General features: G+C 38.8%; 14 protein-coding genes and 2 pseudogenes. 3 read left to right on the forward strand and 13 right to left on the reverse strand.

Features of this window, described 5'->3' with window-relative positions:
- Positions 1-104: 104 nt before the first annotated feature.
- The 10 genes and pseudogenes from H8Z82_RS03675 to H8Z82_RS03720 all read right to left on the reverse strand — a co-directional run bounded on the left by H8Z82_RS03675 (position 105) and on the right by H8Z82_RS03720 (position 8,638).
- Positions 105-1,268 (reverse strand): RNA-guided endonuclease InsQ/TnpB family protein, encoded by a 1,164-nt coding sequence (locus tag H8Z82_RS03675; RefSeq protein ID WP_186994279.1) that lies wholly within the window; start codon positions 1,266-1,268, stop codon positions 105-107.
- Positions 1,216-1,630, reverse strand: a pseudogene (locus H8Z82_RS03680) (IS607 family transposase). Before H8Z82_RS03680 ends, H8Z82_RS03675 begins: the two are co-directional and overlap by 53 nt.
- A gap of 88 nt (positions 1,631-1,718) precedes the next feature.
- Positions 1,719-1,985, reverse strand: coding sequence for a hypothetical protein (locus tag H8Z82_RS03685; RefSeq protein WP_186994280.1), 267 nt, complete (start codon positions 1,983-1,985; stop codon positions 1,719-1,721).
- A 17-nt stretch (positions 1,986-2,002) separates the two neighbouring features.
- A complete protein-coding gene (locus H8Z82_RS03690; protein WP_019161905.1) occupies positions 2,003-2,278 on the reverse strand; it encodes a hypothetical protein in 276 nt (91 codons plus the stop codon).
- A gap of 164 nt (positions 2,279-2,442) precedes the next feature.
- Entirely contained in the window at positions 2,443-3,273 is an 831-nt protein-coding gene (locus tag H8Z82_RS03695) for a 3-isopropylmalate dehydrogenase (RefSeq protein WP_207724611.1), read from the reverse strand.
- Between the two features lie 896 nt (positions 3,274-4,169).
- Complete coding sequence (locus H8Z82_RS03700) at positions 4,170-4,397, reverse strand: hypothetical protein (protein WP_019161909.1); 228 nt, start codon at positions 4,395-4,397, stop codon at positions 4,170-4,172.
- On the reverse strand, positions 4,390-5,079 hold the full coding sequence (locus H8Z82_RS03705) for a DUF3990 domain-containing protein (protein ID WP_186994282.1): 690 nt from the start codon (positions 5,077-5,079) through the stop codon (positions 4,390-4,392). The genes H8Z82_RS03700 and H8Z82_RS03705 overlap by 8 nt, the downstream gene beginning before the upstream one ends.
- 502 nt (positions 5,080-5,581) lie before the next feature.
- A complete protein-coding gene (locus H8Z82_RS03710; protein ID WP_186994283.1) occupies positions 5,582-6,340 on the reverse strand; it encodes an SDR family oxidoreductase in 759 nt (252 codons plus the stop codon).
- A 14-nt stretch (positions 6,341-6,354) separates the two neighbouring features.
- Positions 6,355-7,371: an aminomethyltransferase family protein gene (locus H8Z82_RS03715; RefSeq protein WP_186994284.1), complete on the reverse strand. Its 1,017-nt coding sequence runs from the start codon at positions 7,369-7,371 to the stop codon at positions 6,355-6,357.
- Positions 7,372-7,399: 28 nt separating this feature from the next.
- Complete coding sequence (locus H8Z82_RS03720; RefSeq protein WP_186994285.1) at positions 7,400-8,638, reverse strand: hypothetical protein; 1,239 nt, start codon at positions 8,636-8,638, stop codon at positions 7,400-7,402.
- Positions 8,639-8,978: 340 nt separating this feature from the next.
- Here H8Z82_RS03720 and H8Z82_RS03725 point away from each other — a divergent pair, with 340 nt between their 5' ends.
- The 3 genes and pseudogenes from H8Z82_RS03725 to H8Z82_RS03740 all read left to right on the forward strand — a co-directional run bounded on the left by H8Z82_RS03725 (position 8,979) and on the right by H8Z82_RS03740 (position 12,529).
- A complete protein-coding gene (locus tag H8Z82_RS03725; RefSeq protein ID WP_186994286.1) occupies positions 8,979-10,472 on the forward strand; it encodes a helix-turn-helix domain-containing protein in 1,494 nt (497 codons plus the stop codon).
- A 395-nt stretch (positions 10,473-10,867) separates the two neighbouring features.
- Positions 10,868-11,652, forward strand: a pseudogene (locus tag H8Z82_RS17300) (cation:dicarboxylate symporter family transporter).
- A gap of 211 nt (positions 11,653-11,863) precedes the next feature.
- On the forward strand, positions 11,864-12,529 hold the full coding sequence (locus H8Z82_RS03740) for an energy-coupled thiamine transporter ThiT (protein ID WP_186994288.1): 666 nt from the start codon (positions 11,864-11,866) through the stop codon (positions 12,527-12,529).
- Positions 12,530-12,682: 153 nt separating this feature from the next.
- Here the strand turns inward: H8Z82_RS03740 and H8Z82_RS03745 are convergent, their stop codons facing one another.
- The 3 genes from H8Z82_RS03745 to H8Z82_RS03755 all read right to left on the reverse strand — a co-directional run bounded on the left by H8Z82_RS03745 (position 12,683) and on the right by H8Z82_RS03755 (position 15,672).
- Positions 12,683-13,120, reverse strand: coding sequence for a hypothetical protein (locus H8Z82_RS03745; RefSeq protein WP_186994289.1), 438 nt, complete (start codon positions 13,118-13,120; stop codon positions 12,683-12,685).
- A gap of 137 nt (positions 13,121-13,257) precedes the next feature.
- Entirely contained in the window at positions 13,258-13,479 is a 222-nt protein-coding gene (locus H8Z82_RS03750; protein WP_186994290.1) for a hypothetical protein, read from the reverse strand.
- Positions 13,480-13,875: 396 nt separating this feature from the next.
- Positions 13,876-15,672: a PilW family protein gene (locus tag H8Z82_RS03755; protein WP_186994291.1), complete on the reverse strand. Its 1,797-nt coding sequence runs from the start codon at positions 15,670-15,672 to the stop codon at positions 13,876-13,878.
- Between the last annotated feature and the right edge of the window lie 70 nt (positions 15,673-15,742).

Genomic DNA, 15,742 nt, shown 5'->3' on the forward strand with positions numbered 1-15,742 from the left:
CTTTTGATGATATAAATATCAATCTACTCACAAGTTCCTGTACTCTCCATAGGCGTAAATTCCGGACTAACGTATCCGTACATATTTGCATTAACATTTCAGTGTCAGCTTGCAAATTTTTCTCCATAAGTCTTGAGATTTATAGATGCCTGGAAATCTCTGTCAATCATATTCCCACACGCACATCTATAAACTCTGTCAGATAACTTCAGATCTTTTTTGATGTTTCCACAACAGCTGCAAAGCTTTGAGGATGGATAAAACCGATCAGCCACAATAAGCTGGATCCCTTTATCGCTGCACCTATATTCAAGCTGTTTTCTAAACCAGAAAAATCCCTGTGCCTGAACTGCTTTGGATAAATGTCTGTTTTTCATCATTCCGCTGACATTCAGATCTTCAATACACATAAATCTTGGTTTTCGATTTACGATCTCCGATATGGTCTGATTTAAATAATTTTTACGGATGTTTGTTAATCTGTGATTTCGTTTTAATAAAAGTTTTTCTTTTTTGATTACATTATTTGTTTTACAGTAACTTTCCCCTTTCTTATTTTTCTCGTAAGAACGAGAGATACTACACTGTAATCTGCGTTTCTGTTTTTCTAATTTCTTTACTTTCTGACTCTTATTGATGTTCTTATACTTAGTCCCATCAGAGCAGACAGCCAGATCTTTGATTCCCAGGTCTATGCCGACTCCGTCATCATTAAGTGTTTCCCGGCAGTCAGGAAATTCTACACATACGCTGATCCACCAGTTCAATCCGTCAAAGGATATTCTCGGGTTCATATATTTAGCATTTGTCGGAATCCTTCCATGTTCTGCAAGTCTCACCCAATTCATTTTTTGTTTATTTGCTTTCCTGCTGGAAGAAAAGCCTTCAAATTTAACATGTGTATTACTGAAACGTATCTTAACGTTATCCTGATAGAACTTCGGCATTGATCTCTTTTTTGACTTGAATCTTGGGAACTTTTGCAAACCCCTGAAAAAGTTCTTATAAGCAGTACAGGCATCTTTAATTGCCTGTTTGGTCACATTATTTGAGATATTCAGTAACCATGCATATTCATCAGAATGTCTAAGCTTCGTAAATTCTTTTCTGAGTTCTGCATCTGAAAGGAATCCGCCGCCTTTTTCATAGTTCTCTATTTCCCTGGCCAAAGCCCAGTTATAAGCAAATCTTGAAGCACCTGCGTACTGAAACATCTTAGTTTTCTGTACATTGTTTGGTATCAGCATTACTTTTATGGCTTTTACCATCTGTTTCCTCCTGTATCAGTTCACGGATAAGTTTCTTAGCTTTATTCGCTCGTTTTCCTTGTAATTTACAACTGAATACTGTGATTATCTGAACCAGATCTTCAACAAGTTCCTGCTGTTCGAATTTTTCAGTATTATCAATGATCTCAATCTCACAATTATAAAGTGAAGCGATATATTCTATCAGCTCAAAACCAAATCACAATAATTACCTAGTTGAGTTGTGCATCAGAATAATATCTATAGCCACTTACTGTAGTATGATGCGGATGAAGTTTTCCATTGGCATCCCAATTTCGTAATGTCTGGGCAGATACGCCTATGATTTTTGAAAATTCATGTATAGAATAATATTTACTCAAAGTATCAACGCCTTTCAATAATATTCCGCTCTAATATCTTATAAAACTCAACATATGCTTATATAATTTTATAATTTATATTTAACTGCTAATAACCTTCTCCAAATCCACCAGCTGTGCAAGCGTTTTCTTTCCTTTTCGTGGAGGTTCCAAGATACAAAAGCCAGTCCAGTGCAAAACCTACATCAGCAGACATGGTCATTGTTGTATTTTCCATCTCATAATGAAATCCGGCAGCAAACTTGTCCATACCCAGTGCATCGTAAAAATTTTGTATAAAATTATTCATGATCGTATTTGCTTTCCACGATACCTGATAAGTCATTACCATATTTAATCTGATTTTTTCTCCCATGTATCTATTCCTTTCTTCTATCGGCAATGAAAAAATTCGCTCTCTTCCAGAACATGTTTTGCTGCATATTCAACAGATAGATGTCTGTATTTTTCCATAAACTTAAAGAAATCCCTACGCTCTTCTGTTTTACACATTTTCTGCATTTCATCCACTATTGCTGCTCTGTCTTTTTTCTTATAAGCCCTAAGTATTGTTACTACTTCTCTATAACTCTCTACTTCCGCTATTATTGCCCCAAGCATATAACCTTTATAATATGCTTCGCCTTTATCCCAGACTTTCTCCAGCATATTTCTTTTATCCTTTCCGCTTCCGCCTCCTTCATGTATTTTTTATCTTTCGTTTCTTTATATATTCAATATATTTATCTTTTGTTTTTGCTTTAATCGTTTTGTCATTTGTTCTCTTTACTACTTATCTTATGTAATCTATGGCCTTAATAACATTAATAATACTACGCAGTCCAACATTCATCCACGCAATTCTGCGCTTCTTTCTCATTCATGGAATAATCCTCTGCAATAATCTTTACCACTTCATTACGCGAAATCTGCATTTTTCTGAACCTTCCAATGCAAATTGATATATCCTGTTTTCGCATATTATCTGTAGCGTTTTTTGCCGCTGCCTCTGCTGCTGCCTGTATGTCCGGCTCAAATAAGCGCCGTAGAGCTTCACATTTACACATAGCTTTCTCCTCCTCAAACATGTTCCAGTTTGCGTTTACAATAGCATTCATGATATCTGAATACAGAACTTCATCCTGATATTCCTCATAATGCTCTGCCAGGTTTCTGATCTCTTCCGGATCTGTTATATTACTTCGCAGGCTTTGAAGCCAATAATTTTTCTCTTTTGTAAGTTCATAGATAAGGATCAACTGCATGGGAAAAGGATCTCCGAGTAAATCATAGATTCCCTCTTCTCTCTTCACAGCATAAATCTCCCTGTCTTCTGCAATTGACTGCAGCATTTTCACAGGATAATGATTGCATATAAACGTAATGGTCACCTCCCCAGGAGCAACCTCCCCGGTGCTTCCGGTATCTGCTATATACTTACATGCATATGCATAAACCTTGTAAAAATCATCCACGCTTATGTAATCATCCGGAGCTTTATATTCCAAAAAATTATAGGTACGGAAAATCTGTCCAATATTTTTGTGAATGACAAGGTCCCGGTCTTTCTTGATCAATAAGTCTACACGCATAGGACGGGAACCCAGCAGATATTCCGGCCAGACCTCAAGTTTGCTCCATACTTCATCCAGTTCCACATTCATAGCAGCCCGGAAACCAGCATGCCAGTCAACTGCTGCATTTATCTTTTGTAGGGATATCGTTGTACCTCCTACTTTCAGTATAGCACCTCCTGTTCTAAAATTATACTACTTTTTGAAAAACTTCGGCCGAACGGCCAGAAAATAAGAAAGCAGTATCAGAATGAACTGCCGTAATTTCATAATAGCGCAGAACACATCAGAAAACAAATTAATTTTTTCTAAAAACCAGAAAGCCACAGGCTGGGTGGGGTTCAGTCTGTGGCTCAGTTAGATTTTATACTTTCTTTAGAGAACTTTTAAGACAAATTTCGTTTCTTTATTTTCCCGACAGGGGGTGCGACCCCGCCAGGCTGCTGTCACTGCTTATTTTTTACAATCGGAACAGTGAATTTTTCTAACTTAATTAATCGATTATCGTATACTGCATCATTTCATAGTGTAATTTGCTTTCCTCTACAATATCAAAAGGAAGTTTTCATCTTAATTCCAGATTTTCCAGCTACCTCCTATTGAGAAGATGTTTCATAAATGTTACTATTCTTTTGTGCTTAGCTAACACAAATAATAAGAATAAGGAGGACGTAATATCTATGTGTTTTAATTTCAGTAATTGCTCCGAGTTATTTAATGCAATCTGCAAATATTTCAATCTCGGTTGTTAATCCATAATAACAATATTACCGGCAGAATAATTCTTCTGATATTCTGCTGAAAAAACAGCTCTGAACTTTTCGAAAAAAATCAGAGCTGTTTCATTTTATACTTCTCAATGCTTCGTATACTTAATAGATGGTCTGCCACCAGTAGAGTAATCAATCTGACTGTTGATTTCTCTGTTCTCTACCAGATAGTTCACGACAGAGGGTGCGCCCTCGCCAGGCCCTTACCCAGCGGCTTTAATAGCGGTTTTCGAAGAAACAGTCTGCAATATATTCCGGAGACTCTGCCCAAAGACCGTTTTCCGTGTTCTGCAGTGTCTTATAGGTATTGGAATGATAGAACTGTCCCAATGCCTCTATGAAATCAATCTTCCTTGCTTCTTTAATAATATCAACGACTGCCCGGATCTGAATGAACACGTTCATCGTGATATCTTTCCCATTAAAGGTATATATCTCACTCATACCGATCCCTCCCAACAAATCTCAAATATTCCAGTGCCTTTTGTGTGTGAAATGATACCTGGTTATTTACCTTATTGTATCGAAGTCTGTTTACAGCTTCCTCCGCATTAAGGATTCCCGCAATGTAAAGCTGAACCGTCTCCATGGTATTATCATCCGCCACCGGACCAATCACAACATCGTAGTCATGCTGCAATCTGCCTCTGGATCGGTTCTCTTTGATAAACTCCAACCATTCTATACTCAGGGAATCAAACCTCTTAATTTTCAGTTCCTCATTCTCTGCAAACAAGAACTTCATCACATAATAATCCTTGGAACGATTACGAAGGCTAAGACGGTACGCCCATTCTCTTGCCTGTTCTTCAAGGATCGTTGTATAAAAACCTGTTCCAAAGTCACGCTTGTTGTGTGACTTATTCAACTGAATCTCCGCAAAATCCACGTCCGTTCCATGGAACAGAATCAGGTCGTGCTTATCGTCCTGGATCTCTTTATAAATGAATTCCATAACCTCATCCATTGATACCTGATGCAAATATTCATGCTGAAGAATAATTTTTTCAAAGATCTGATGACGATGAAACAACTCATACGTTGCATCAACTGTCATATGATTCTGCGTGGCATATTCCTCCACCGCTGAAACAGATAGCATCTCTGTATCTGATTGTAAGCTCATGTAAAATCGCCCCCTTTTCTCGATTTGTTCATTCCCGACAGGGGGTGCGACCCCGCCAGGCCCCTAGCTCTTCCAGTTTTTTTCTTTCATTCTGCATCTACATGCTCCTTTCCTTATGATGGAGGAAACAGCATCGTTTCTGCAGAATTTATATGTGCCGTTGTACTGTTTCCACCATATTTATTTTCGCTTCATATGTGGAATCAGATTGACCGAACGGCCTTAGAACTTTCCCAGATATGTGATTTTAGTGTAGCAAATGATAGCCGGTGTGTCAACCAGGGAATGAAGAAAGCCACAGACTGGATGGATGCCAGTCTATGGCTCTGTTAGATCTTTATACTTTCTTTAGAGAACTTTTAAGATAAATTTCGTTTCTTCATTTTCCCGACAGGGGGTGCGACCCCGCCAGGTCTTCTTATCCAACATGCTGCACGATTTCTCTGATTGCAAATGCTGGCAAGAAGCATCATCCAGGTGCCAAACATACAGGGCAGAATATTTACAGACAGGTCCATCCACCATCAACCGTGATAACCGCCCCATTTACATACTTTGATTCATCTGATGCCAGATACAGTGCCGCATTAGCAATGTCTTCTGCACTTCCCATTTCTGGTGCAATTCCCAGAAGTTTTTTGACGTTTCCAAATCCGACCATATTAGGCATTCCCATGGATTTTGATATTTCTGTACTTATTCCTCCCGGTGCTATGTTATTGCATCTGATTTTCTGGCTCATATACTGGAACGTTACATTCCTTGACACCGCTGCTACAGCTGCCTTGGAAGCCGCATACGCCGCTCCTGCTGTATTATGATCTACACCAACAGATGTTATATTAATGATATTTCCACCTTTTTCCTGTTTCAAAAATACCTGAACAGCCTTACGCATTGCATAAATCGGTGCATACCCGTTTATTTTCATTACACGATCCAACATTTCATCTGTCATGTCACCAACTGGGCTCATATCGTCCATAATTCCCGCATTATTTACAAGAATATCCAGATGACCAAACTTTTCAACCGCAAAATCAATCATTTCATTATTTTTATCAACTGATGTAATATCTGCTGAAAAAATCTCTATTTCCCCCGGTTCACCTTTTAGGCTCTCTGCCAGTTCTTCCAAACGTTCTGTTCTTCTTGCTACAGCAACAACTTTTGCACCTTCCTGTACAAAACGGGTAGTTATGGCTTTTCCCATTCCAGAGGATGCACCTGTAACAACTGCTACCTTATTTTCCAATCTCATTAGTAATTCCTCCTTTAAAGAAAATATTTTTCTGTAATTTCCGCATCGTAACCGTTAATCTTAATTTTATCTCCTGGCTTCAATGTATTTTTTCTGGCAAGAATATAACCAATATTTTTATCTTTCACATAACTATATACAAATTTATATACTCTTCCTACTTCTTCTCCATCTACAAGTACGGCCTGTCCAGGGCCTCCCAGATGTCGTCCCTGAATATAAACATCTGCTTCATCTACTGTAAAACCAACCATTTCACGTAACGGAACTTCTTCCTTTATTTTCAGTAAAGCTTCTTTACCGATAAATTCCTTATCCCATCCAATCCCTTTTTCCATTCCAACTTCCAGAGGATTTGTATGACGAAGATCACGCATATAATAAAAACCGGCTTCTGTCGGAAGTGTCCATGCCATAACCTGGAACTCTGTTACTTCCACTGCTCCCATGGCATCTCCTATTTTGTGTAAAAGCTCTTCTATTCTGTCTGCCTGATCTGCTGCAACGTATATCTCGTATCCTTTCTTTTCTCCTGTAAATCCGGCACGATTGATTATGACAGGGAGTTCTTCTATCTGATTCTTTTCAAATGAGAAAAATTTCAGTTCATCTATAGGATTTTTGGTTAGTTTATTGATCATTTCCATAGAATCCGGTCCCTGTACAGCATACATATGATATTGGTCAGTCACATCTTTGTATGTTACCTTTCGATTTCCCTGATGTGATGCCATCCAATGGATCAGATTCCCAGCAAATAATGTTGATACCCAGAATTTCTGCTCTTCCAATCGAAATACTACTACATCATCAATAATTTCTGCATTCTCATCCAGAATTGTTGTATATCGCTCCTTTCCTGTTTTCAATGTTGATATCATCTTTGTGCAAAGAAGATCCAGAAAATCCCGTGCATCCTCTCCCTGAACTTCTACCAACTGATGTGTCCACAGATACCAGCCTACATGCTCACGGACCGCCATATGCTCTCTGCGTTTCATGTCATCATATTTATAAATATTCTTATACATATCCAATCCTCGCTTTTCCCGTAATATCCTAACAGAACTTATCGATTTTCTTTGCTATTCTGATTCTTAATTTGTCTGCCGGAGTGTCATCCTTGATTTCCCACAAAGACCATTGTGCATTCACAAGTGTCTTGGTCATTCCATACCAGTATGCAACATATGCATCTGCCATTCCCGGATTATATACAGTCAAGTTATTACGATCTACAATATACTGAACTTCTTCTTTGTTAAATGCTTCAACCTCATATTTCAATCCCATTGCCTGAAAAAACATTTCCAGATATCCGCCCATCACACGGCCATCTTTTACTGCTTCCGGTGTTCCCATCCATTTACGGATTCCTTCAATTGATGTCATTTCTCCGAACGCAGTTTTTCCTGCAGCTTCACATACACAGTGAAATACGTGTTCCACGGTTTTTTCATCCAGTTTACCCTGGCGAAGCAGATACGATATTGTAGGGAAAATATATCCTGCTGCTGCATTTGAACGTCTCATAAGTCCAGCAACACTATTAGAATCATCTTCCATATTAGTGCCATTCGCAAAAGTATAATTAGTTTCCTCACGAAATACCATTGATTCAGAAACCATATCCTCTTCTTTAGTGTATTTGATCTGATCTTCCGTTGCGATCGGTCCAAAGCATTCCCACTGTTCATGGGATGGCATCGGATATTTTTCACGACTTTCTGCAACAATCCTGCAATGGCAGTCCCCGCAGCCTTTTGCTTCTACCATATGAAATTCAAGCTGTGTTCCTGCTCTCAGTTCTTCTGACCAGGCGCGACTGCTCGCTTCCAGAGACTGTGTAGTTGCACGGCATAGCTCAGAGCCTACAATGTCCCAGTCACATACATCCAGTTCTTTTTCTGCACGATAGGTTCCAAAATCCTGTACACGTCCACACATAAGCAATGCATCATCGCCCGAATCTCCTACAAGTGCTCCGACAAAACTTCCTCTGCAGAACGGATGTACATTATGCTGTGCCATCTGCGGTTTTCCATACTGTTTCATTGTATAATATAATTTCTGGTATGCTGCTTCGCACATTGCCTGTGCCCTTTCTCTGTAGTCTGGCATAAGAATTCTGTATGCCTGCATACAGGCTGCGCTGAATGAGGCATTATATCTCGATAACCAATGCATTGCCTCTTGATAACCTACCAGATGATTCCATGAGGAACACAAAGCCGCATAGTTTGTAAGAGATTTGCTTCCGGAATCTTTTGGAATACGGGGGTCTAATTTTTTACTCATAATCTTTTTCCTTCTTTCCGATCATTTTGAAAAACTATTGTTGTCCATTTCTTTAAGGCAACATAGATTTTCTGATAACATCAGTATATAGGATTTCATTTTCAAACTACAGACTCTGCTAATTGAATTTTCATTCATTATATATATTAATTTGTACTCTCTTTTTTGATTTCAACTTATAGTTAAGCACTTTATAACGGTGTTAAAAATGACACCTTTATTTTATATTTGTGTCATTTTTGATTCTTTTTATCGTTTTTATCCAATTTTACACTTTTCTGTGTCCATTTGCGGTATACTAAATAGTATCAATTTTAACACCATGTAAGGAGGATTTTTCATGAACTTAAATCTGACCATATTAAAAGATTACCTGCCACCAGAGCTGCAAACTCGCCTTTATGGTGAAGCTCAGGATAAACTTGTATGTTCTCGTCCTTTTCTCTGTGAAGCAGACACGTCCTTAATTACAGGGAACACTTATCTTCTCCGTGCAGAACTCCTTCCTTTCATAACACCCGTCAGTGGATGTTCTTTTATCTGTGTCGGATCTCCTGTCCCCTTTAACTGGCAGGAAAGTGGCATTTCTCTGTTACAAATAAATGGTTCTTCCAGTTTTACTTCTGTATTTAATGCAATTTGCCATATATATGATTTTTTTGATCACTGGGATTTTATGCTCCATAAAGAACTTGAAAAGCAGGCCGACTATGAAATTCAGGATATACTCCGGCTTGGCGCCGAACTGTTCAAAAACCAGATTAATGTAATTGATCATTCTCTTTCGATTATTTTTGAAACTGTATGGGAAACTGACTCTCACGGAAAAAGAAAAGTCCATATAGATAATACGCCTCATACCATGCGTCCGAATATGACTGAGTCAATAAAAAATGTCTGTAATTTGGAACGTCGTATTTCCGTCCCTTATATTTCTTCATTGAAAGATAATAATTTTCGCTCTTATTGTAACAACCTGTTTCCTCTTGGATATTTTACCGGCTGTATTTCTATTACAGAAACAGAGCACCCTTTTCGCGACAGTGATTTTTCCCTTGCCGATTATTTTTTCTCTGTTTTCCAGATTGCTTTTGAGAAACACCTTCGCAGCGTGAGTTCAACTAATACTTATGAAAATAACGTTCTTCAAAAACTTCTTCGTCACCAGCCTCTGACTCCTAATGAACAAAAAGAACTGATCTTGTCTGATAACGAAGAATTATATTGTTTTAAACTTCATGAGACCAATAAAACCTCCTGTATGCCAAAAGAATACATGCATGCTGCATTATACTCCTTTGTCCCACAGATTCTGACCTCAACTATTTATCATCAGCGTATTATAGGTTTGCTGAAAATACCTAAACAGGAAGACTCCTCCAGAACTTTTTTATCCTTCAAAGATATGTTGGAACGTATGAATTACTGTGCAGGCATCAGCAATTCTTTTTCCAGACTGGAACAATTGGATGAATGTCTTATCCAAGCCGATTATAGTCTGCAAAACAGTACCCAGACTCTGAATTTTTTTACGAATAATATCGTATCATTCCTGTTACACGAATGTACCACCAGAATTTCCAGGGAATTATTGACTACAGAGGCATTACGTCGTGTAATTTCCTATGATGCCAGAAAAAACACTGAATATCTGCATACTCTTCAGGTCTACCTTGAAAACGAAATGAACATTGCTCCCACAGCCCAAGCCCTTTTTATTCATAGAAGCAGTCTCATTAAACGTTTGAATAAACTGACCGATCTATTGCAGGACAATCTTTCTGATTCGAAAACAAAACTTTATTACAGACTCTGGTTTGAGTTAAAACAATAATTTTTGTATCATCACTCTTTGTGTTTTCTTTAATCTTCTGAGTACCGTTTTTAAGAATCTTTAAATAATAAAAGCTATTTCTTTGTCTTGAACTTTTTCATTGTGGAGTATGGACTGTAAACTCTGGATTTATTCTTGGAAGTACCTCACCTGTTCCTCTCAATCAACTATATCTTATCTGATATATTTTATATTACTGGTATAAATACACTCATATCAAGCGGTTTTGACATACCATGTCTGTTGACGTAAAATATTAATAAGGCTATAATAAGGAAAACATAAAAACGAGGGGATATTAAATACAAAAAACAACAGAAAAATTTCTTCTGCATGCATCAGAAATTGACCGGTTCACATCATTTGCCTTTCTGATCCTGATCGCAGCCGGTTTGATGGTCTCCTGGCTTTTTATATCTTTCTCAGGAAAGAATCACATTTCAGGAAGTGCCATTATGGATCTTTACCAAATGGTACTGAATATTATTCCAGGCAATATTATCTCTCCATTTCAGACAGGAAATGCACTGCAGATCATTTTTCTCGCATGTATATGTGGTGCAGGTACACTGGTGTTAGGGGATTCCGTATCGGGAATGGCAAAAATAGTTTCCCAGATCAATACTTTAATCCAGCTGCTTATGACTTATATCAGCAAGCTTATCCCGCTGTTTGTATTTATCTGCATGATGAATCTGTTTTTATCCGGTAACCTGAAAAATATATCCAGTCTTATTCTACTGCCTCCTCATCAGCCGCTTTTGGAACTAACATTGAAAGCTGCAAGGCACTTGGCATAGATAAAAAGTTAATTAACTTTGGTGTTTCTATCGGACAAATCATTTTTATGCCAAGTGGGGCGATCCAGTTTTTTATTATATCCCTATGTACTGGTCAGAGCTTTGGTACAGAGATAACCATTGTCTGGATCATAACCTCCATTATAACCAGTACGATTCTGGCAATTGCAACACCGCCAATCCCCGGCGGAGGTTTATCCTGTTATACCATTTTATTTGCACAATTAGGAATCCCCTCTGCAGGAATTGCATTAGTGATCAGTATCGATTTACTTATGGATGCATTTTTAACAGCCTGCAATCTTGCATTTCTGCAAACAGAGCTTGTACTTTCTGCAAAAAAACTAAACTTGCTGGATGAAGAAAAACTGCGGAAATAATTTTCCGACAGGGTTCCATTTTACTGTAAAAAGCCACAAGCTGGGTGGGTTCCAGTCTGCACGGCAGGGAGCGCGACTCCAAACGGTTCCCCGTGCTGAGATGAGAACAGGAACAATTGACGAAAAATGAAAAAATCTTTATAATAAATTAGTATCTGAACAACAGATAAAATCAATTACACAAACTTAATAAAAAGAGGGAGGGCATTTTATGTTTGGTTTTATGGTAACTGCTGATGGCGGACTTACAACTGCCGGATATGTAATTACAATTATTGCCGGAATCATTTTGTTTTTCCTGGCGATTTATTTTGCAGGGAAGAATTCAGACAAGAAAAAGCTTACCACAAGACAACTGGTATTCTGTGCCGTAGCTATTGCACTTGCTTTTATTACGTCTTATCTGAAAATCTTCAAACTGCCGTGGGGAGGAAGTGTCACTCTTTGCAGTATGCTTTTTATTGTTCTGATCGCAAACTGGTATGGAGTCGGAACAGGTATTATGGCTGGGTTTGCTTACGGAATCCTGCAGTTTATTCAGGAGCCTTATATACTTTCATTTTTTCAGGTATGCTGTGATTACATACTTGCATTTGCAGCACTTGGACTGGCAGGATTATTTGCAAAACAGAGTCATGGACTTCTGAAAGGATACATAATAGCTGTAATTGCCAGAGGAGCTTTTCATTCTCTGGGCGGTTATCTTTATTGGATGAGCTATATGCCGGACAATTTCCCGAAATCGTTGACAGCCGTATATCCGATCTTATACAATTACAGCTATCTGCTGGCAGAGGGCATTATCACGGTGATCATCATTTCAATACCTGCAGTGTCGAAGGCACTGACCCAGATAAAGCGGACCGCATTGCAGTAGATTGTTTTGCCTGGCAACGAGGATGTATTGTTGCCTGAATCCGGCATTAGATCATCCGGACACCTTCTCGACTGGGAGCGACTCCGACCGGTCTTTTACTGCAAAAAGCCACAGGCTGGGTGGGTGCCAGTCTGTGGCTTTATTGGAGAAATTCTATTTAGTCTCAGTCGGTTTACATTGCAGAAGTTTCTCCAGTTCAGCTACTCTTTTAAGTGCTTCTGTGGTTTCTTTTTGTGCTTTCATTTTTTCTTTTTCGGCTTCATCCCTTGCTTTTTCAGCAGAATCCGCTCTCTGACGTTCTCTTTCTGTATTTTCGCGTTCCTTTTCTGTATTTTTTCGTTCAGCTTCCTGACCTTTTTCATACATGGTCGTATCTCTCTCAAAACCCTTCATATAGCTTAACGACACCTCCCCGTCCCGCTTCACGATATCCACCATTTTCTGGATATCCTTCAGTGTATCATTTACGGCATTTGTCTGGGTTGTGTTCTCCATATACTTTAAAAACTGCCGGAGCTCTTCGGATATGTCATCACCTTTTGTGCCCTTAGTATACAGTACAGTTGTCTGAGCACCATCATCGTATAACATTTCCGGTTCTTCCACACACATATTTCGTATTGTATATTTCACTCTATCGTAACCAAAAGGATCGTAATTACAGATAAAGATTACGTATACTCTCTTTAACTTTCCAAAATCCTCTCCTGATTTCAGACTGCGGCTGTCTATAATGGCATGATAAAAGCGGATCCTCTGCTGAAATGCGTATTCAATCCCCCATAGGATTTCTGTGCGATCACTTTCAGATTTCGAAACTCCTTATTAAACAAAAGTTTCAGAATCTTTCGTGTAAACTTCTCTCCCATTTCAGGATATGTCATCATGGCATTGAAGAGAAAATCATCCAGCAGGTTCAACTCTTCCAGTTTTTTTCTTTCATTCTGCATCTGCATGCTCCTTTCCTTATGTGGAGGAAACAGCATCGTTTCTACAGAATTTATATGTGCCGTTGTACTGTTTCCACCATATTTATTTCCGTTTCATATGTGGAATCAGATTGACCGAACGGCCTTAGAACTTTCCCAGATATGTGATTTTAGTGTAGCAAATGATGGCCGGCGTGTCAACCACGGAATGAAGAAAGCCACAGGCTGGGTGGGTCCAGTCTGTAGCTCAGTTAGATTTTTATACTTCCTTTAGAGAACTTTTAAAACAAATTTTGTTTTTTTATTTTCCCGACAGAGGGTGCGACCCCGCTAGGGCCCCTAGAAAACTTTTAAAACAAATTTCGTTTCTTTATTTTCCCGACAGGGGCGCACGGGTGATACCCCAAACGAGTATACTTACCTATGCACCTCTACCGTTTTCTCTCCTTTAAAACGAATATGGCCTTTATCAAACCCTCCCTGCAACATACCTGGAATTTCCTGAGTTGTTGCCATAACATCATACTTTAGTTCTTTACCTTGTGAAATCACCCAATTCGGAGTTTCAACTTTCCAAGGAAAAGTCTGATAACTAGGACCGCTAATCTCAACACCAGTATTATAATTTTCAATTCTAATATTTTCCGAAGAAAATCTATCATCTCCCACAGCTTCAAGGTTCGATAAATAACTTACAACGGCTTCAGATTCTATATTATATGTCTGTCCCTCTTGAACAATATTGGGTGGACTTGTAATTATTAATTTTTGTTGTACTACTTTAATATTCCTCGTTGCTCTATATATAGTAATATTGTTAGGATTTTTATTTTTCCAAACCTTTAACTCAGCTCCCAATACAAATCCTTTCTCATTTGATCCAACAATCAATTTATCATACGTCGATTCACATGGTTCTACTCTAGTATCAGAATCAGATCCTGGTTCTACTATCGTATATTTAATACTACAATTTTCATCATTTCTATAATCAGGACCTTTATTAATATGTATTAGGGCAGTATTCGCTGACACATATCCACAAGAATATTCTCCACCAGCAGATAAACTATCTGCATTTCCTGAAAATACAATTTCCGCAGTTGGGGTCACTGTTGGTGTCGGGGTTACTGTTGGTGTCGGGGTCACTATTGGTGTCGGAGTCACTGTTGGTGTTGGGGTCACTGTTGGTGTCGGGGTCACTGTTGGTGTTGAGGTCACTGTTGGTGTCGGGGTTACTGTTGGTGTTGGGGTCACTGTTGGTGTCGGGGTCACTGTTGGTGTCGGGGTCACTATTGGTGTCGGAGTCACTGTTGGTGTTGGGGTCACTGTTGGTGTCGGAGTCACTGTTGGTGTCGGGGTCACTGTTGGTGTCGGGGTCACTGTTGGCGTTAGGGTCACTATCGGGGTCGGGGTTTTAGTCGGTGACGGTGGTACATTTATGGAATCAAAAATACTAATCTGATTTCTCAGGCTGACGCTATGTTGGGTCTGGACTTCTTTTGTACCGGTTTTTGACGTCAGGAGAAAACGTACAATGTTGGCTGATCTAGCTTTTGTCAGGTCTGCCCTGAAGTCTGTTACTCCTGATGCAAGTAAATTATTATTATCTGATGCCGGGATTTCCTGCCATTTTCCACCTTCATATTTATAATCATGATATGTAATCTCCTCGGTATCTTTATCCCATCGTATCAAAGACATCGTATCCCCGGGACTGGACTGAATCGCAGGTTCACCTGCCGAAAAATCAGATCCATTGCCGTCTTGCAAATCATCATCTGTTATACCATTACTCTGGGCACTAAAAGTATTATTATTCTCTGACATAACTGCCGGTTCATCCGATTCTTCAGCTAAAGCCATTGTCTGGGCACTGTTCGTATCCTCTTTTGTGGAATATACAGCAAAAACCTTACTGCCAGTACTTGGGGTAGCAGAATCAATATCATCATAATTAATAGCGGAATTATCTCCATAACCATAGTAAAAACCACGGTTTGTATTGATAATCATATCCTCAATCTTGTCGAATGTAGTCTGCGTTTCCATCTGAACCTGGGCACTGTTAGAGGTACTTCGGAATATATTAGAACCGGTAGTCATAAATTTCAGCACAACACCGGAAAAAATAGCAATAATAGCCACAGTTACAATCATTTCTATTAATGTAAATCCCCGATTATTTTTACCATCTCTACCCGATCGCTTCATTTACAATTACCTCCATCTATATTCTCTCAAAACACTTTTTTTATTTCAGGAAATACAGTATTTACACTTT

This window comes from Blautia difficilis (assembly GCF_014297245.1).
GTDB classification, from domain to species: Bacteria; Bacillota; Clostridia; order Lachnospirales; family Lachnospiraceae; genus Blautia_A; species Blautia_A difficilis.